Below are 17,384 nucleotides of genomic sequence, written 5' to 3' on the forward strand. Positions count from 1 at the left end.
TCTTATGCGGAATAGCGCTGGAAAATCAGCGTTGCGTTGGTGCCGCCGAAACCGAAGGAGTTGGACAGGACGGTGTCGATCCTGGCGTCGTCGATACGCTTGCGCACGATCGGCATGCCCTCGAATTCCGGATCGAGCTCCTCGATATGGGCGCTCTCGCCGATGAAACCGCCCTGCATCATCAGGATCGAATAGATCGATTCCTGCACGCCGGCCGCGCCCAGCGAATGGCCGGTGAGCGATTTGGTCGAGGTGATGTAAGGCATCTTGTCGCCGAACACCTCGCGGATGGCGCCCATTTCCTTGGAATCGCCGACCGGCGTCGAGGTGCCGTGGGTGTTGATGTAGTCAACCGGCGAAGACACCGTGGCAAGTGCCTGACGCATGCAGCGGATCGCGCCTTCCCCCGAAGGTGCGACCATGTCGTAGCCGTCGGAAGTCGCGCCGTAGCCGACGACCTCGGCGTAGATTTTGGCGCCGCGCGCTTTGGCGTGCTCCAGTTCCTCCAGCACCAGCACGCCGGCGCCGCCGGCGATGACGAAACCGTCGCGGTTGACGTCATAGGCGCGCGAAGCGGCCGACGCATTGTCGTTGAACTTCGACGACATGGCGCCCATAGCGTCGAACAGGTCAGACATGGTCCAGTCGAGATCCTCGTGGCCGCCGGCAAACATCACGTCCTGCTTGCCCCACTGGATGAGCTCATAGGCATTGCCTATGCAATGCGCGGAGGTCGAGCAGGCCGACGAGATCGAATAATTGACGCCGTGGATCTTGAACCATGTGGCCAAGGTGGCCGACGCCGTCGACGACATGGCTTTCGGCACGGCGAACGGGCCGATACGCTTGGGGCTGTTGTTCTTGATCGTGGTTTCGGCCGCTTCGACGATGGTGCGGGTCGAGGGCCCGCCGGAACCCATCACGATGCCGGTCCGCTCATTGGTGATATCGCCTTCGCTTAAGCCGGCATCGGCGATCGCCTGGTCCATGGCGACGTGGTTCCAGGCAGCGCCTTGGCTCAGGAAGCGCATGGCGCGGCGGTCGATCATCGGGGTGGGATCGAGCGTCGGCGCGCCCCAGACCTGGCAGCGGAAGCCGTGTTCGGCGAAGGAATTGGAAAAGCTGATGCCTGATTTGGCATCGTAAAGCGAGCTCTGCACCTCATTGGCATTGTTGCCGATCGACGACACAATGCCGAGCCCTGTCACTACGACCCGTCTCATTCGCAACTCCTTCCCGCGTATTCGGGCGAAAGACCTAGCCGGCTTCGCCCTTGATCATACGCAAACAAACTGACGTGGCATCCGTTGGCTACGCGGGCGCCGTGGCGGAAAACGGTCAGGCGGCCGGCTGCTTGGACAGGCCGACCTTCAGATCCGTAGCCGCATATATGGGTTCGCCATCCGCCTTGAGCCACCCATCGGCGATGCCGAGGACCAGGCGGCCGCGCATCACGCGCTTGAAGTCGATGCCGTATTCGACCTTCTTCACCGACGGCGTCACCATGCCCTTGAACTTCACCTCGCCGGTCGAAAGCGCCATGCCTTTGCCCGGTTCGCCCAGCCAGCCGAGATAGAAGCCGGTCAACTGCCACATGGCGTCGAGGCCGAGGCAGCCGGGCATGATCGGGTTGCCGATGAAGTGGCAGGCGAAGAACCACAGGTCCGGCTTGATGTCGAACTCGGCGCGGATGAAGCCCTTGTCGAAAGCGCCGCCGGTCTCGCTGATCTCGGTGATGCGGTCGAACATCAGCATCGGCGGGTAGGGCAGCTGGGCATTGCCCGGACCGAACAGCTCGCCGCGGGCGCAGGCAAGCAGTTCCTCGTAATCGTAGCTGGACTTTTGATCCGCCATCAAATTTCTGTCCCCGTGTTCTTCGCGGGCGGCAGGGCGCCCTTCTCGTTGGTTTCCTAACACACTCTGTTTGCGGCCGGAAACCGGCGTTTGCGCTTAACCCGTGCGCCTGCCCGGGTCAATGCGCGCTATTGATCGCATTCGGACTACAGAATATATGTCGGCTGATGTCCGGTTTTGGCTTTTGACGTCTTTTTGCCATTCTGGACCTGTTGGTGGGCTGGGCAGCAAAGCTTCGACGCGAAGAGATGGATTCGGGCTACAGGAAGGAAAATGTCGCTGTGGACAAGCGGGTTCGCGAAGCCGGCCTGAGGCCGACGCGCCAGCGCATTGCGCTGGCCGACCTGCTTTTCGCCAAGGGCGACCGCCACCTTTCGGCCGAGGAACTGCACGAAGAGGCGATCGCCGCCGGCGTGCCGGTTTCGCTGGCGACGGTCTATAACGCGCTCCACCAGTTCACCCAGGCCGGACTGCTGCGCATCCTGGCGGTCGAAGGTTCGAAAACCTATTTCGACACCAACACCTCCGACCACCATCACTTCTACGTCGAGGGCGAGAACCGGATTTTCGATATCGAAAGCGGACCGGTGACCGTCTCCAACCTGCCGGCGCCTCCGGAAGGCATGGAGATCGCCAATGTCGACATCGTCGTGAGGCTTCGCCCGAAGCGCGGCAACTGATCCGTGGTGACGCGGCCCGTCGATTTGATTGTCCGGTTTGAATGGATCACCGTCGCCGCGTTGGCTATCATTTGCTATGCAATCTCCGGCTTTTCCTGGTGGCTGTTTGCGCTGCTCATCCTTGCGCCGGACCTGTCGATGCTGGGCTATCTCGCCGGGCCAAGCGCCGGCGCCGTCACCTACAACGCCTTGCATATCCTGATTGCCCCGCTCGTGCTTCTGCTTGCGGGCGCGTTGCTCGCCGGCCCGATCACGACCGCCGTGGCGCTGATATGGATCGCGCACATCGCCATCGACCGTGCCCTCGGCTACGGCCTCAAGCTGCCCACCGGTTTTCAGGATACGCATCTCGGCCGCATCGGCCGCCAGCAGGACGGTGTGTCCAGTTAGGCTGTGTTGAGATTCAGGTCAGGCCAAGTCGAGAATGGCGGTTTTCGAGAACCGGAGCGGAGCGTACTTAAAGTACGTGAGCACCGGAAGCGCAGAAAGCCGGCATTCGCAGACCGGCCTCACCTGAATATCGACACAGCCTAGTTCTTGACCTTCTCGCCGGGATAGGCGCCCCACACCTGCGACTGCGCCATCCAGCCGGTGTGGCCGTCGAAGGTCATCTCGCACCATTGACCGTCGCATTTCTTGATCGAGCCGATCACGCCCGGCTCGATGATGGCGACGACACCTGCATCCTTGTCGGGCTCGTCGAGCAGGTTGATTCGCCCGCCCTTGCCACGCTGCCAGGGCGCAACGATCGCGGTGCGGCGGCCGGAGAGCAGCGACTGGTTGATCCAGCCTTCCGAGCCGTCGGCATCGCGCACGCGGCGCCATGTGTCGAATTCCTGGATGACTTCCATCGGCAGGCCGGCCTTCAGATACATCCAGTTGACGGAATAATTGGCGCCGGGGCCGACGCGCGAGTTGACCCGGGCCGGCTTGAGGCTGACGAAACGCGGCAGCGGCAGCCCGCTCGGGCCAAGCGTTATGGTTTGCGCCGGCGCGGCCGCGCTTTGCGCGAATGCCTGCGGCGCGCAAAGCAGGGCGCCAAGAATGGCTGCACTGAAGGCCAGGCGAAGCGACGCGAAACCAGACACTTTCGTTCCTTTCGGCGCCGGTCCGTGCGGATGAGCGCCCCTTTTTCTTTGTCTTCGGCGGCACCGCTTGTTACAGGAGTGGACTGATGCCGCGACTGGCTGCAAGTTTCGCCGGTCTTGGTTAAAGAGGTCTCAACGAGATCGGTTTCGAGAGCATGATCCCGAAAAGTGGGAACCGGTTTTCGGAAAAGATCATGCTCCTACAAAGAGGATGACGATTCGACGAAACGTCATCCTGATCGAAGAAGCTTCGGGGATAAAATGGCAGGCAAAAAACGGCCCCTCGTCGTCATCACGCGCAAGCTGCCCGATCCGGTCGAAACGCGCATGCGCGAGCTGTTCGACGCAAGGCTGAATGTCGAGGACCGGCCGATGACGCAGCCGGAGCTGGTCGCAGCCGTCAAGGAAGCCGATGTGCTGGTCCCCACCATCACCGACCATATCGATGCCGCGCTGATCGCCCAGGCCGGCGAGAACCTCAAGCTGATCGCGAATTTCGGCAACGGCGTCGACAAGATCGACGTCGCGGCGGCCGCCAAGAAAGGCATCACCGTCACCAACACGCCGAACGTGCTCACCGAAGACACCGCCGACATGACCATGGCGCTGATGCTCGCCGTGCCGCGCAGGCTCGCCGAAGGCGCCAATGTGCTGACGGGCGAGAAGAAATGGGCCGGCTGGTCGCCGACCTGGATGCTCGGCCGGCGCATCTGGGGCAAACGTCTCGGCATCGTCGGCATGGGCCGCATCGGCACGGCGGTCGCCAGGCGGGCCAAGGCCTTCGGCCTATCGATTCACTATCACAACCGGCACCGCGTGCTGCCGGCGGTCGAGGAAGAACTGGAGGCGACCTACTGGGAAAGCCTCGACCAGATGCTGGCCCGCATGGACATCATCTCGGTCAACTGCCCCTCGACGCCGGCGACGTTCCACCTTTTGTCCGGCCGTCGGCTCGCGCTGATGCAGCCTTCGGCCTACCTCGTCAACACCGCGCGCGGCGATATCATCGACGAGGAATCGCTGATCAAGCTCATCCATGACGGCAAGATCGCCGGCGCCGGCCTCGACGTCTACGAACATGAGCCGGCGCTGAACAGCAAGCTGTTGAAGCTCGCCGCCAAGGGCAAGGTGGTGCTGTTGCCGCATATGGGCTCGGCCACGCTCGAGGGCCGCATCGACATGGGCGAGAAGGTGATCATCAACATCCGCGCCTTCTTCGACGGCCACCGTCCGCCGGATCGTGTCCTGCCGCTCAGGACCTGAAAAAGCTTTAGACGGCGGCGGTTACTGCGCCGTCCGAAGCGACCGTGACGGCGGCTCCGCGGTAGCTGTCGAACGCGCCGCGTTCGAGCCTCACCGCCATCGGCGTTTCCCAGCCCATTTCCCGGGCTACGATCAGGCCGAGCAGCAGGATGGCGTCCGGCTCGTGCAGCACCAGGGCGGCCGGTGCGCGGCCGTTGTGGACGAGCTCCATCAGCACCGCCGAACCGGATGACGAGCCGATCGTGCCCGGCAGGAACAGAACCCGGCCGGCGATGACTTCGCCATGCTGCGGGTGGCGAACGTCGGCGATACGCCCGGTCCTGAGGTCGACGCCGCCCCAGAAGCTGATCGGCGCCGTCAGCACCAGCGCGTCGCCTTCGCCCGCCTTGCCCGGCACCAGGATTTCGGCCCTCGCGCTCATGCCGCGATATCCGTGAAGACCGGCTTGCCGAGGACCGCGCTTTCGACGCAGTCGCCGAGCGAGGCGTAGAGCACCGCATAGCCGGTGTTGCCCGGCGCGTAATGCGCGAACTTGCCCGAATTGGTCATCAAAACGCCGCCGGCAAGGTCCGGCATGATCGGCGTCACCATCACGCAGGTGTCGGCGACGACAATGACGCCGCTGGCTTCAAGCCGCTTCCGCCGGCCGTTCTGCTCCAGCAGGGCAAGCGCATGGCGGCCGGTGCAGGCGTAGATCGGCACCGCGAGCCGCCGTCCGGCGATCAGCCGCTCCAGGTAGTCGAACTCCGCGTGCGACAGATGCGGGCTGCCGATCGCCACCGCATCGATGGTCTTGGTCGCGGCCGCGGTCGACAGGCCGGCACGGGCCGTCGCCACCATGGCGGGCGTCACGCGGATCACCGCGTCCGGCTCTGGCCCGGCCAGAATGGCTTCGGCGTCTGGAGCCTCGGGCGTCACGCCGGCAATGTGGAACAGGCCGACCGCGCCGGACGATGCGGCCGCCGCGCCGAAGGCTTTCAGCGCGTCTTCGCCGGGATTATCTGTCACGCCGGTAACGATGGCGATGGCGTTGCCCACCTCGCGGCCATAGAGGCTGCCCAGCACCGGCCAGGCGATCTCCGAGGCAAGGAAGGACGGCGACAGGCCCGAGACATCGAAAATGAGCCGCGCTCGGCGGTTCTCCGTCCGATGCAGGCCGTAGTCAGGCGCTCTGGCAGTGATGGCGCAGGCAATGTCCAGGAAATCGCCATAGCGGTTGGTGCGCGCGCCCAGTACCGAATTGCAGAAGACGACCGCGTTGGACTCCCCCCAGGCGACGTCGCTGCCGAGCGCGGGCCTGTGTCCGGCCTGGTAGGGGGCGCAGGTCCAGCTCTGCTCGCAGCCCAGCTTGCGATAGGCCTCCATCATCCGCCGTGCCATGCCGCGCTGCGGCTCCTCGAGGCGGATGCGCGAGCAACCCATCAGGTCGAGCGCCCCGACATTGAGCGTCGAGCGCACCGCGACCTTCGCACCACCTTCGACCAGCCGCTCGGCAAATAACGTGCCGGAATCGCCGTGGTAAAGCGCGCCGTCGATATGGGTGGAGGCGATCGGGATGAGCCGAGGCGCGCCGAGCAGCCGGGCGCTTTCGGCAACGATGCGCATCGCCATGCCCGCGCCGTCCCGGCCAGCGGCGATCGCCCGTTCTTCCGGGCTGAGGACCAGGCTCAAGACAGCACCTTGCGCATGGTGATGGAGGTCGGCCTGTCATAGCCCGCATGCGCCGTGCGCTCGGTCTCGCGGAAGCCGAGCTGGGTGAAGGCTGCATGGTTTGCGGTCAGTTCGATACGGGTCTGAAGCTCGATGGCGTCCATGCCGCGCTTGCGGGCGAGATCCTCGACCGCCCGCATCAGCCGGGTTCCGACCCCTTGGCCCTGCAGCCTTGGCTCGACCGCGAGCTTGCCAACGTAGAAATCCCGCGACCGTTCCAGAGCGAAGACGCAGCCGACGATGCGGCCGTTCTCGACGGCCAGAAACCCCGTCTCCCGCTTCGCCTTCGCGGCAAGCGCCTCGGAGGTTAAAAGATGCGCCGATGACGGCGGATCGATCACCCCGTCCATATAGGCGAAGGCGCGCCGGATCAGCGCGAGCAGGTCGTCCCACCGATCGAAATCCGCTGGAAGGCCGGTTATGGAGATGCCGACGTTCTGGTCCATGCGCTCAGACGGCCTTGTAGCGGATGGTGTCGAAGCGGGCCGTGAGCCCGTCATAGAGCAGCAGCCGGCCGATCAGCGGCTCGCCTATGCCGGCGATCAGCTTGATCGCCTCCATCGCCTCCAGCGTGCCGATGACGCCCGTCAGCGCGCCGACGATGCCGGCGACGGCACAGGACGGCACCAGCCCGTCGGGCGGGGCTTCCGGAAACAGGTCGCGGTAACTGGGATTGCGCTTGCCGTCGGCGCCAGCCTCGAACGGCTTCAGCACCGTCACCGAGCCGTCGAAGCGCCCGACGGCCGCCGTGACGAGGGGTTTCTTCTCGCCCGCGCAGGCATCGGCGACCGCGTAGCGCGTTTCGAAATTATCGGAGCCGTCGACGACGATATCGTAGCCGGCGACGAGGGCAGGGGCATTCTCCTCCGTCAACCTCAGGCGATGCGATTCCACTGTGACGTTGGGGTTGATGCGCATGATCGCTTCCCGTGCGCTGTCGGTCTTGGCTATGCCGACCCTGTCGCTGCCATGGATCACCTGCCGTTGCAGGTTGGACAAGGAGACGGTGTCGTCATCGACGATGCCGAGCGTGCCGACGCCGGCGGCGGCAAGATATTCGAGCACCGGCGCGCCGAGCCCGCCGGCGCCGATCACCAGCACCCGCGCCCGTTTCAGCTTCTGCTGGCCCGGCCCGCCGATCTCCGGCAGCACGATGTGGCGGGCATAGCGTTCGAGCTCTTCGTCGGTGAGGGCGGCATCGGTCATGGCTGGACCATATCGCCGTGGCGAGGCCTTGTCAGTAAGCGCAAGGCGCGGCCTTGTCGCGTATACGCAGGTGCAGAACTCACTTCAAAAGGTCAGCCGGTCGGCTCGACGCTGCCGTGATCGACGGTCAGGAACTGCGCCCGGCCGGCAAGGCTGGAGAACAAGGCGGCATCGGTGCCGGTCATGAAGGCCTGGCAGTTCAGCTCTTCCAGGATGGAGAACAGCGCCGCGCGCCGGCCTGCGTCCAGATGCGCGGCGATCTCGTCCAGCAGAAGGATCGGCGTCAGGCCCGACATCTCGCCGGTCAGCCTGGCATGCGACAGCACGATGCCGACCAGCAGCGCCTTCTGCTCGCCGGTCGAACAAAGCTCGGCCGGCATCGACTTCGGCCGGTGCCGCACCACGAGATCGGAACGATGCGGGCCGTCCAGCGTGCGGCCGGCGGCGCGATCGCGCTCGCGGCCATTGGCAAGCGCGCGGCGGAAGCGCTCCTCGACATCGACGGCCGGCGCGACGGCAACCTCGCTCTCCAGGTCGCCGGCAAGGCTGATGTCAGCCTGCGGAAACGGTCCGCTGCCCGGCAATCTGTCGATCATGGCGGCAAGCAGCCTTACCAGCTCGGCCCGCGCCGCGGCGATCGCCACCCCGGTCTCGGCCATCTGCGTCTCGATCGCGTCGAACCAGGCGCCGTCCCGCGAGCCTTCGGTAAGCAATCGGTTACGGCCGCGCATGGCTTTCTCATAGTCAAGCGCGCGCTGGCCATGGCCAGGGTCAATCGCCAGCACCAGCCGGTCGAGGAAGCGGCGGCGGTCGGCCGCCGGCCCTGGAAACAGCCCGTCCATCGCCGGCGTCAGCCACACGACCCGCAGCCATTCCAGCATATCCTCGGCCGATCGCGCCGGCGCGCCGTTGATCCGCACCTTCCTGCCGCCTTCGCCGGCGGCGTCTCCGCCGGAAATTCCGGTGCCGATCTCGACCTGGCCTCCCGGCCCCTCAATGCGCGCATGCAAGGCGAAGCCGCCATCGCCGCCTTCGCGCGCGACATCCGCATAGGGGGCGCGGCGCAGGCCGCGGCCGGGCGTCAGGAACGAGATCGCTTCCAAGAGATTGGTCTTGCCGGCGCCATTGTCGCCTGACAGCACCACCGCGCCGGGCGCGAGCTCGAGCGACAGCGTCGCGTAATTGCGAAAATTCGTAAGTATAAGCTTACTTACATAGCTCTGCTGCCGAAGCTGTTTCGCATCCGAGTTCACGGCGACACATCAGGTCCGTCAGAGCAATTCCAGGAAAAGTGCACAGCGGTTTTCCGTCCGGAATTGCGAAAGACAAAGGCGCAATTCCGGGAAAAGTGCACAGCGGTTTTCCGTCCGGAATTGCGTCAAGGTGACTGAGCCTAGACCCGCATCGGCATCAGCACGTAGAGCGCGGTCTCGTCGGCCATGTCGTGGATCAGCGTCGGCGAGCCGGCATCGGCCAGCATGAATTTCGCCTCCGTGCCGGTGAGCTGGGCCGCGACGTCGAGCAGATATTTGGCGTTGAAGCCGATCTCGATCGGGTCCGAAGAATAGTCGGCCGCCAGCTCCTCGGTGGCGCTGCCCGAATCCGGATTGTTGACCGCGAGCGTCACCTGGCCGTCATTGATCGAAAGCTTCACCGCCCGGCCGCGTTCGGAGGAAATGGTCGAAACGCGATCTACTGCCGCGGCGAAGCTCTGGCGGTCGATGATCAGCTTCTTGTCGTTGCCGGTCGGGATGACACGCTGATAGTCGGGGAAGGTGCCGTCGATCAGCTTCGAGGTCAAAACGACGCTGCCGATGGTGAAGCGGATCTTGGTGTCCGACAGCTCCGTGGTCACCGCCACGTCGGGATCGTCGACCAGCTTCTGCAGTTCGCTCACCGTCTTGCGCGGAATGATGATGCCGGGCATGCCTTCGGAGCCTGCCGGCGCGTCGATCTCGGCCCGCGCCAGGCGATGCCCGTCGGTCGCCACCGAGCGCAGCTTCAATTTGCCGCCGACCTCATGCGTGTGCAGGAAGATGCCGTTGAGATAATAGCGCGTCTCTTCGGTGGAGATGGCGAATTGCGTCTTGTCGATCAGCCCTTTGAGCGCCGCCGATTCCAGCCGGAAGATATGCGAGAACGAGCCGGCCGAAAGCTCCGGGAAGTCGGATTGCGGCAGGCACTGCAGGCGGAAGCTCGAACGGCCGGAGGTGACGGTCATCGCATTGCCGTCCTCGTCCGTCTTCAGCATCACCTCCGCGCCGTCGGAAAGCTTGCGCACGATGTCGTAGAGCAGATGCGCCGGCACCGTCGTCGCGCCGCCGCGCTCGACTTTGGCGGGCGTCGCCTCCGTCACCTCGAGGTCGAGGTCGGTCGCCTTCATCTCGAGGCTGGCGCCCTCGGCGCTAAGCAGCACATTGGACAGGATCGGTATGGTGTTGCGCCGCTCGACCACGCGGTGGACGTGGTTGAGGGACTTCAAGAGATTTGACCGTTCCAGGATAACACGCATGACGAAACAGGCTCGCTTCAAGAATGAACAGGTCACCGGCAGGCGGCATCCCGTGAAAGCTCTGAAAGGCTTTCAGAATCTGTGTAAGCTGACAGTAAAAAGCCTGCAAACGCAAGCCCGCGGCACCGGTTCCGGCCGGCGGCGCGGGCTTTCTGGGGATAAAGCCGGCGAAGCGTGCCGCCGGTTATTTCTGCGCCCCTTCAGGCCTGGTCGTTGATCAGCCTTCTGAGCAGTTCCAGTTCCTGCGCCAGCGTGTTGTCCCCGCCCGAAAGGTCCTCGATCTTGCGCACGGCATGCAGCACGGTCGTGTGGTCGCGGCCGCCGAACCGCCTCCCGATCTCCGGCAATGAGCGCGGTGTCATCACTTTCGACAGATACATCGCAACTTGCCGCGGCTTGACGATCGTGCGCGTGCGCCGATTGGACAGAAGCTCGGTCTTCGACACGTTGTAGTGGCGCGCCACGATGCGCTGGATGTCCTCGATGCGCACCCGCTTCGGCTCGCCGGAGCGGTAGATGTGGCCGAGGATCTCGTCGATGCGGTCGATAGTGATCTGCGGCTCGAAGGACTGGCGGAACAGAAGCTGGTTGAAGGCGCCTTCGAGCTCGCGCCCGCTGCCGGTCACCGTGCGCGCGACATGCTCCAGGATCTCGTCCGAGATGTCGAGCGAGGTGTCATCGGTCTTGGTGCTGGCGCGGCGCAGTTTCAGCATGCCGAGCCGCATGGCGAAATCCGGCGCCGACATCTCCAGCGCCACGCCGCCATTGAGGCGCGAACGCACGCGCGGCTCCAGCGATTCCAGTTCCGAGGGCGGCCGGTCGGCCGCGACCACCACCTGCTTGGCGCTGTCGAGCAGCATGTTGATGAGATGGCAGAATTCGTGCTGGATCGACTTGCCCTGCAAGAACTGCATGTCGTCGATGATCAAGAGATCGATATCGCGCAGCTGCTCCTTCAGCGTCAGCGCGTTGTTGTCGCGGATCGCGGTGGCGAAGCGCCACATGAAATATTCCGCCGTCAGGTAGACGACGCGCGACTTCGGGTTTTGCCGCAGCGATTCCGCGGCGATCGCTTGCAGGAGGTGCGTCTTGCCGAGCCCGACGGTCGCGTGCAGGAAAAGCGGGTTGAAACGTACCGCGCTGGACTGCGATTCCGCCACCGCCCTGGCCGCTGCGAAGGCCACCCTGTTCGACGGCCCTTCGATGAAGGAGGAGAACGTGTAACGCGGGTCAAGCGGCGACCCCAGCACATTGTGGCGAAACTCCGGTTCCGCTGACACGCCCTGGCGGGGCGCCGGCGCCCGTTGCTCCACACGTCCGGCGCTCGCGGTGCCGTTGGCAAGCGCGGTATGCGTCTGCTTGGTCATCTTGCGCGCCGGCGCGATCTCGGGCTCGACAGGATTGCGCCCCTGGCGCGTCGCGGTGCGCACGACGATCTCGATCTTGAGGACGTCCGCATCCTCATGCCGCCACAGCTCGGCGATAAGCTCGAGATAGTGGCCATTGATCCAGGACCGCAGGAAGGCTGTAGGCACGGAAATGCGAACGACGCCGCGGGAAGCCTCGGCGACCTTCATGCGACCGAACCAGCTCGAATAGACCTCGGCTCCAAGACGCGCCTTCAACTGGGCCTTGACCCGTTCGAACTTCTGTTCCGCGTCGCTGGATACCGCCACGTCGCCCCCTCCGACAAAAGTTGCTGGAAATGGGAGCTCGCCCGCTATCTCCCTTTCAATGCCGCTCTGCATGATCAAAGTCCCTTTGTCTTCTCGTACCCTTTTTCCGCCGGGGATGCGCCTCCTGCATCCTTGGTCCGGCGACCCTCATTCAGCCGCGATGCCATTGCCGCCGCCGGCAATGATCGTCGCAACTCGCGCAAGGGACCAGCTGCCGGCTCCGCACGCCGGCCACCGACAAAGACAAGTCAATACCTCACCCTCCGGCGAAAAACGCCGGCGAGACATCGACTGCCATGTACAATTACGCCAGTCCCCTACCCGCACCGAAGAGACAAACCAAGCCGTACGCGGAATTGCTCCACGTCATGAATTCCGCCATTTTGTGCTGGCCGATTCAGGCTGGGTCAGGGGCTAGAGCCCGTCCCTTCGATGGATGGACATTACCGAAATCGCTGTGGATAGGGCAAGGCCACATCTAACGGTTTTTTAACGAATCTGGTTACCGGACGGGGCTCAAAATCGGGAGCTGCGCCGGCACGTTTTGACAAAGCCATTGTGATTCAAACCCTTTTCCGGCGAATATGAAAAAGGCCGCCCGAAACGAAATATTCTGAAATAATTGTCTTGACAGCTACTTCTCCCCCGCCGCTCGACCTTGAGCTGAACAAGCTGTGGACGACCGGCTGTAAGTCTCTGAAAAAACTGCGGATTTTTTGCCAGGCAAATTTAGGCAGTTGCCGCGGGGAGGGCGTTCCGCTGTCAGCGGCGTTGAATATGCCGGCAAAACATTACTGGCGTTGGAATCACGTCGCGAGCGTTGCTCACGAGCAATTTTTTTAAGTACTTGCCGGCAAACGAAAAAAACCCGGTCTATGCGACCGGGTTCAACATCGATGGAGTAAGGATTAAGTCGGTCAGGCCGACAGCGTCTTGACCCGCTGGGCCAGCCGCGAAACCTTGCGGGAAGCCGTGTTCTTGTGAACGACGCCCTTGGTGGCGGCGCGCATCAATTCCGGCTCCGCCGCCTTGAAGGCTGCCACCGCCGCGGCCTTGTCGCCGGCGGCCAGCGCCTCTTCGACCTGGCGCACATAGGTGCGGACACGCGAGCGACGGTTCTTGTTGATCGCCGCGCGGCGGGCGATCTTGCGCGTTGCCTTTTTGGCCGAAGACGTATTGGCCATGATGCCTCTCTTCCGATCTGGTGGGCGCCAGCGGGTGCCGCAGGGCGCAAAAAACAAACGGGCAGCCACAGGCCGCCTCGGTTGGTGCGGCTTATAGTTCAGCTTTTCCGGCGCGTCAACGCCACTCGGCGGTCTTTTTGGAGACTGAAAGCGCTTCACGTCGTGACCCGCCTTCAGTCATTCGGCATCATGCTCTAGCGGTTGGTGAAATTCGGCTTCCGCTTCTCCACAAACGCGGCCATGCCTTCCTTTTGATCGTCGAGCGCGAACAGCGAATGGAACAGGCGGCGCTCGAAGCGCAGCCCTTCGGCGAGCGTCGTCTCGTAGGCGCGGTTGACCGCCTCCTTGGTCATCATCACCGACGGCAGCGAGAACTCGGCGATCTTGGCCGCCGCCTTCAGCGCCTCCTCGGCGAGCTCGGCGACCGGCACCACCCGCGAGACCAGTCCGCTGCGCTCGGCTTCGGCAGCATCCATCATCCGCCCGGTCAGGCACATGTCCATCGCCTTCGACTTGCCGACGAAGCGGGTCAGCCGCTGCGATCCGCCCATGCCCGGCATGACGCCGAGCGTGATTTCGGGCTGGCCGAACTTGGCGTTGTCGCCGGCGATGATGAAGTCGCACATCATGGCCAATTCGCAGCCGCCGCCGAGCGCATAGCCGGCGACCGCCGCGATGATGGGCTTGCGCGTGCGCGTGAATTCCTCCCAGCCGACGAAGAAGTCCTGCGTGTAGGCGTCGGCGAAGGACATCGCCTGCATTTCCTTGATGTCGGCGCCGGCGGCAAATGCCTTCTCCGACCCTGTAAGCACCATCGCGCCGATCTCGGGATCGGCATTGAACGCGCGCGCGGCCGCCACGACCTCCGCAAGGACCTGCGAATTCAGCGCATTGAGCGCCTTGGGCCGGTTCAGCGTGATCAGCCCGACCTTGCCGCGTGCTTCCACGATAACGGTTTCATAGGCCATGGTTCGCTTCCTTCCGCGGCAGTGGGACGATCGATACGTTCCTAGCTTACCGCTGACAGGTCCGGCAATAGAAGGTCGAGCGGCCGCTTTGCACGATGCGCTCGATGTGGCCGCGGCAGCCCGGCTTCGGGCATGGTTCCCCCTCGCGATCGTAGACTGCGAAGGAATGCTGGAAATAGCCGAGCGATCCGTCGGCCTGGACATAGTCGCGCAGCGAGGAGCCGCCGGCGGCGATCGCATCGGCGATGACCGAGCGGATCGCTTCGGCAAGGCGCGCGCTTTGCTCTTTCGCCTTCTTGGCCGACCCGGCGATGGTGCCGGCTTCGCGCAGCGGCGAGAGGCCGGCGCGCCACAAGGCCTCAGCCACGTATATATTGCCGAGCCCGGCGATCAGCCGCTGGTCGAGCAGCGCTGCCTTGAGCGGCGATCTGCGACCCTTCAACAGCGAGGCGAGCAGGGGACCGTCGAGCGCGTTGCCAGTTGGCTCGATGCCGAGCCCCGCCAGCATCGGATGCGTGTCCGGCGCTCCTTCGGCAAACAGCATGAAGCCGAAGCGGCGCGGATCGTTGAAGATGACGCGGGAGCGCTCGTCACTCGGAGAGACGACGTCGAACACGACATGGTCGTGCGCCGCGCTTTTCGAGCGGTCGTGGTGGAAGGCACCGGGGACGTCGCTGCTTTCCGCGGCTTCGATCCGGAACGACCCCGACATGCCGAGATGGCAGATGAGAACCGGACCGTTTTCGATATGCATCGTCAGGTATTTGGCGCGCCGGCCAAGCGCCGTCACGGTCTTGCCGGCAAGCCGTTCCGAAAAGCGTTCGGGGAGAGGAAAGCGAAGGTCGGCCCTGCGCGCCTTGACCTCGACGAGCCGCGCCCCTTCCAGGACCGGCTGCAGACCGCGCCGGACGGTCTCGACTTCGGGCAGCTCAGGCATGGCCGCCGATCATCGCAAGGAACGATGTTCCGTGGCGACCGGCAGCCAGGCCGAGGTGGTCCGCGACGGTCTCGCCGATATCGGCGAAGGTCGGCCTGAGCCCGATGTCGCCGCCCGTCAGTCCCGGCCCGATACCGATCACCGGAATGCGTTCGCGCGTATGGTCGGTGCCGCGCCAGGTCGGATCGTTGCCATGATCGGCCGTGAGGATGAGCAGGTCGCCAGGCCTTATCCGCGACAGCGCCTCCGGCAGTCGGCGGTCGAACGCTTCGAGCGCTCCGGCATAGCCGGCGACGTCGCGCCGGTGACCGAACTCGGTATCGAAATCGACAAAATTGGCGAAAACCAGGTCGCCGTCGCCGGCATCGTCCATCGCGCCGAGCGCCTTGTCGAACATTGCCATGTTGCCGCCGGCCTTGCGCACTTCCGAAATGCCGCGATGAGCGAAGATATCGCCGATCTTGCCGACGGCGATGACCCTGCTGCCGCGCCCGGTCAGCCGGTCGAGCAGGGTCGGCTCCGGCGGCGGCACCGCATAATCGCGGCGATTGTGGGTGCGCTGGAACGTGGCCGGCGTCTCGCCCACGAATGGCCGAGCGATCACCCGACCGATCTTGAGCGGCTCGACCAGCCGACGCACCGTGAGGCAAAGCTCATAAAGCCGCTCCAGGCCGAAATGCGTCTCATGCGCGGCGATCTGCAGCACGGAATCGACCGACGTGTAGCAGATCGGCTTGCCGGTGCGGATATGCTCTTCGCCGAGCCGCTCGATGATCTCGGTTCCGGGTGCATGGCAGTTGCCGAGGATACCCGGCAGCTTGCACTCGCGGATGATGGCGTCGGTCAGGTCGGCCGGAAAGGCGGGCACCGTATCGGGGAAATAGCCCCAGTCGAAACGCACCGGCAGGCCGGCAATCTCCCAGTGGCCGGAGGGCGTGTCCTTGCCGCTCGACACTTCCTGTGCGGCTCCATGAAAGGCCGAGGCGACCGGCGGCGCGTCGATACCGGTTTTCAGTCCCGTCGCGGTTTGCGCCGCCCGGCCAAGTCCGAGCGACATCATGTTGGGCACGGCGAGCGGCCCTTTGCGCAAATGTTGCCGATCTGCACGACCATCGGCGCAAGCCTGAAAAATATGCCTGAACGTGTCGGCGCCGGCATCGCCATAGCGTTCGGCGTCGGCCGCGCCGCCGATGCCGAAAGAATCGAGAACGAACAGGAACGCGCGCGCCATGGGTATCTTTGTTGTCAGCCTTGATCGCCAGACATAAGGTTCCCCGGCGGCGTTGGCAAATCGGAAACCAAACTGCAACGGCTTGGCGCCATAGTTGCGGCGAGGCGCGGATGCGGGGCGGGAGCGTGGCAGGTATGGAAGGCGCGGCAAAACCGCGACAAGGCAAGCCGTGAAGATGTGCGCGGCCGCTCTCGCGGCCTTAGGTGCCGCCTCCTCGCCGGCACACGCCGACTGGCGTGGCGACATCGGCACGTTCCGCATCGGCATCGTTGCCGAACCAGGCGGCGGCAACACCATCCCGGGGCTCGCGCGCCTGACCGACGCCTATGCCAATGCGCTCGGCATGACGGTCGAGTTCGTCGTTGCGCGCGATTACGCGGCGCTGATCGAGGCGCAAGCGAGCGGGCGCGTGCAATATGCGATCTATTCCGCTCTCGCCTATGCCACGGCCTCGGAGCGCTGCGGCTGCGTCGAGCCGCTGGTGGCGCCGGTCGATACCGACGGCGCCGTCGGCATCCATTCCATCCTGGTGACGCGCGACGGCCGGCTTGCGGACCTTGCCGCCATGGCTTCGCACCGGATCGCGATAGCGCCGGCCGAAAATGTCGGCGGCGCGCTGCTGCCGCTGGCGGCGCTGCCGGCCGAAGGCGTCAACATCACCCGAGGTTCGCCCTTCCTGGCGCGCGCCGCTTCAGCCACTGCGGCCGAGACGATGCTCGCCGGCGGCGAAGCGGACGCCCTGTTCGGCTGGGAACCGGCCGATGCCGACGGCCGATCCACCCGTTCCGGGGGCACCGTCGCGCGGCTGGAGGCTGCCGGCGTCCCAGAGGCGTCGCTTCGGGTGTTGTGGACCTCGGGCCTCTTGCGCTACGGGCCGCACGCCGTCCGCAACGATATCGATCCCGAGGCAAAGCGCCGGCTGACGGTCTTCCTGACCAATCTCAAGTCCCAGACGCCCGACATATACGATCTGCTGGAGGCCGCGCATACCGGTGGCTTTGTGCCGGCGGCGTCCAAGGACTACGCTATGGCCACGGCCATTGTGCGGCAGGCGTCCGACGGCCGGGACTGACCG

19 protein-coding genes are annotated in these 17,384 nt (G+C 64.6%); 5 read left to right on the plus strand and 14 right to left on the minus strand.

Annotation, left to right across the window (positions count from 1 at the left end):
• Positions 1–2 precede the first annotated feature (2 nt).
• Together fabB and fabA are read right to left on the minus strand one after the other, a co-directional pair.
• Positions 3–1,223 (minus strand): beta-ketoacyl-ACP synthase I, encoded by a 1,221-nt coding sequence (gene fabB / locus LB525_RS25510; protein ID WP_095765953.1) that lies wholly within the window; start codon positions 1,221–1,223, stop codon positions 3–5.
• Between the two features lie 115 nt (positions 1,224–1,338).
• The gene (gene fabA / locus LB525_RS25515; RefSeq protein ID WP_140845655.1) at positions 1,339–1,854 is read right to left on the minus strand and encodes a 3-hydroxyacyl-[acyl-carrier-protein] dehydratase FabA; all 516 of its coding nucleotides are present in this window, start codon (positions 1,852–1,854) and stop codon (positions 1,339–1,341) included.
• A 248-nt stretch (positions 1,855–2,102) separates the two neighbouring features.
• Here fabA and irrA point away from each other — a divergent pair, with 248 nt between their 5' ends.
• Entirely contained in the window at positions 2,103–2,534 is a 432-nt protein-coding gene (irrA, locus tag LB525_RS25520; protein ID WP_095766194.1) for an iron response transcriptional regulator IrrA, read from the plus strand.
• A gap of 6 nt (positions 2,535–2,540) precedes the next feature.
• A complete protein-coding gene (locus LB525_RS25525; RefSeq protein ID WP_224548715.1) occupies positions 2,541–2,924 on the plus strand; it encodes a DUF4260 domain-containing protein in 384 nt (127 codons plus the stop codon).
• Between the two features lie 140 nt (positions 2,925–3,064).
• Here LB525_RS25525 and LB525_RS25530 read toward each other — a convergent pair whose 3' ends face one another.
• On the minus strand, positions 3,065–3,622 hold the full coding sequence (locus LB525_RS25530) for an SH3 domain-containing protein (RefSeq protein ID WP_140722566.1): 558 nt from the start codon (positions 3,620–3,622) through the stop codon (positions 3,065–3,067).
• Positions 3,623–3,883: 261 nt separating this feature from the next.
• Between LB525_RS25530 and LB525_RS25535 the strand changes: the two genes are divergently transcribed.
• Positions 3,884–4,885, plus strand: coding sequence for a 2-hydroxyacid dehydrogenase (locus LB525_RS25535; RefSeq protein WP_095765949.1), 1,002 nt, complete (start codon positions 3,884–3,886; stop codon positions 4,883–4,885).
• 7 nt (positions 4,886–4,892) lie between these two features.
• Here LB525_RS25535 and LB525_RS25540 read toward each other — a convergent pair whose 3' ends face one another.
• The 6 genes from LB525_RS25540 to dnaN all read right to left on the minus strand — a co-directional run bounded on the left by LB525_RS25540 (position 4,893) and on the right by dnaN (position 10,313).
• Positions 4,893–5,306 carry an aconitase X swivel domain-containing protein gene (locus tag LB525_RS25540; RefSeq protein WP_224548716.1) on the minus strand — a complete coding sequence of 138 codons (414 nt, stop codon included), beginning with the start codon at positions 5,304–5,306 and terminating at the stop codon, positions 4,893–4,895.
• Positions 5,303–6,556: an aconitase X gene (locus tag LB525_RS25545; protein WP_224548717.1), complete on the minus strand. Its 1,254-nt coding sequence runs from the start codon at positions 6,554–6,556 to the stop codon at positions 5,303–5,305. The genes LB525_RS25540 and LB525_RS25545 overlap by 4 nt, the downstream gene beginning before the upstream one ends.
• Positions 6,553–7,041 carry a GNAT family N-acetyltransferase gene (locus tag LB525_RS25550; RefSeq protein ID WP_224548718.1) on the minus strand — a complete coding sequence of 163 codons (489 nt, stop codon included), beginning with the start codon at positions 7,039–7,041 and terminating at the stop codon, positions 6,553–6,555. The genes LB525_RS25545 and LB525_RS25550 overlap by 4 nt, the downstream gene beginning before the upstream one ends.
• A gap of 4 nt (positions 7,042–7,045) precedes the next feature.
• Complete coding sequence (locus LB525_RS25555; RefSeq protein ID WP_224548719.1) at positions 7,046–7,801, minus strand: molybdopterin-synthase adenylyltransferase MoeB; 756 nt, start codon at positions 7,799–7,801, stop codon at positions 7,046–7,048.
• Positions 7,802–7,893: 92 nt separating this feature from the next.
• Positions 7,894–9,054, minus strand: a complete 1,161-nt coding sequence (gene recF, locus LB525_RS25560) for a DNA replication/repair protein RecF (protein ID WP_224548720.1) — start codon at positions 9,052–9,054, stop codon at positions 7,894–7,896.
• Between the two features lie 140 nt (positions 9,055–9,194).
• Positions 9,195–10,313 (minus strand): DNA polymerase III subunit beta, encoded by a 1,119-nt coding sequence (gene dnaN, locus LB525_RS25565; protein ID WP_095765942.1) that lies wholly within the window; start codon positions 10,311–10,313, stop codon positions 9,195–9,197.
• Between dnaN and LB525_RS25570 the strand changes: the two genes are divergently transcribed.
• Positions 10,312–10,530: a hypothetical protein gene (locus tag LB525_RS25570; RefSeq protein ID WP_140629465.1), complete on the plus strand. Its 219-nt coding sequence runs from the start codon at positions 10,312–10,314 to the stop codon at positions 10,528–10,530. The genes dnaN and LB525_RS25570 overlap by 2 nt on opposite strands.
• Here LB525_RS25570 and dnaA read toward each other — a convergent pair.
• The 5 genes from dnaA to LB525_RS25595 all read right to left on the minus strand — a co-directional run bounded on the left by dnaA (position 10,514) and on the right by LB525_RS25595 (position 16,309).
• The gene (gene dnaA, locus LB525_RS25575) at positions 10,514–12,061 is read right to left on the minus strand and encodes a chromosomal replication initiator protein DnaA (RefSeq protein ID WP_095765941.1); all 1,548 of its coding nucleotides are present in this window, start codon (positions 12,059–12,061) and stop codon (positions 10,514–10,516) included. The genes LB525_RS25570 and dnaA overlap by 17 nt on opposite strands.
• Positions 12,062–12,906: 845 nt before the next feature.
• Positions 12,907–13,173: a 30S ribosomal protein S20 gene (gene rpsT / locus LB525_RS25580; RefSeq protein WP_095765940.1), complete on the minus strand. Its 267-nt coding sequence runs from the start codon at positions 13,171–13,173 to the stop codon at positions 12,907–12,909.
• 194 nt (positions 13,174–13,367) lie between these two features.
• The gene (locus LB525_RS25585; protein ID WP_224548721.1) at positions 13,368–14,141 is read right to left on the minus strand and encodes an enoyl-CoA hydratase; all 774 of its coding nucleotides are present in this window, start codon (positions 14,139–14,141) and stop codon (positions 13,368–13,370) included.
• A 46-nt stretch (positions 14,142–14,187) separates the two neighbouring features.
• Positions 14,188–15,078 carry a bifunctional DNA-formamidopyrimidine glycosylase/DNA-(apurinic or apyrimidinic site) lyase gene (mutM, locus tag LB525_RS25590; protein ID WP_224548727.1) on the minus strand — a complete coding sequence of 297 codons (891 nt, stop codon included), beginning with the start codon at positions 15,076–15,078 and terminating at the stop codon, positions 14,188–14,190.
• Positions 15,071–16,309, minus strand: a complete 1,239-nt coding sequence (locus tag LB525_RS25595; protein ID WP_224548729.1) for a phosphopentomutase — start codon at positions 16,307–16,309, stop codon at positions 15,071–15,073. Before LB525_RS25595 ends, mutM begins: the two co-directional genes overlap by 8 nt.
• A gap of 175 nt (positions 16,310–16,484) precedes the next feature.
• Here LB525_RS25595 and LB525_RS25600 point away from each other — a divergent pair, with 175 nt between their 5' ends.
• Positions 16,485–17,381: a phosphate/phosphite/phosphonate ABC transporter substrate-binding protein gene (locus LB525_RS25600; RefSeq protein WP_224548731.1), complete on the plus strand. Its 897-nt coding sequence runs from the start codon at positions 16,485–16,487 to the stop codon at positions 17,379–17,381.
• Positions 17,382–17,384: the final 3 nt, after the last annotated feature.

This window comes from Mesorhizobium sp. CA16, assembly GCF_020165175.1.
Classification (GTDB): Bacteria; Pseudomonadota; Alphaproteobacteria; order Rhizobiales; family Rhizobiaceae; genus Mesorhizobium.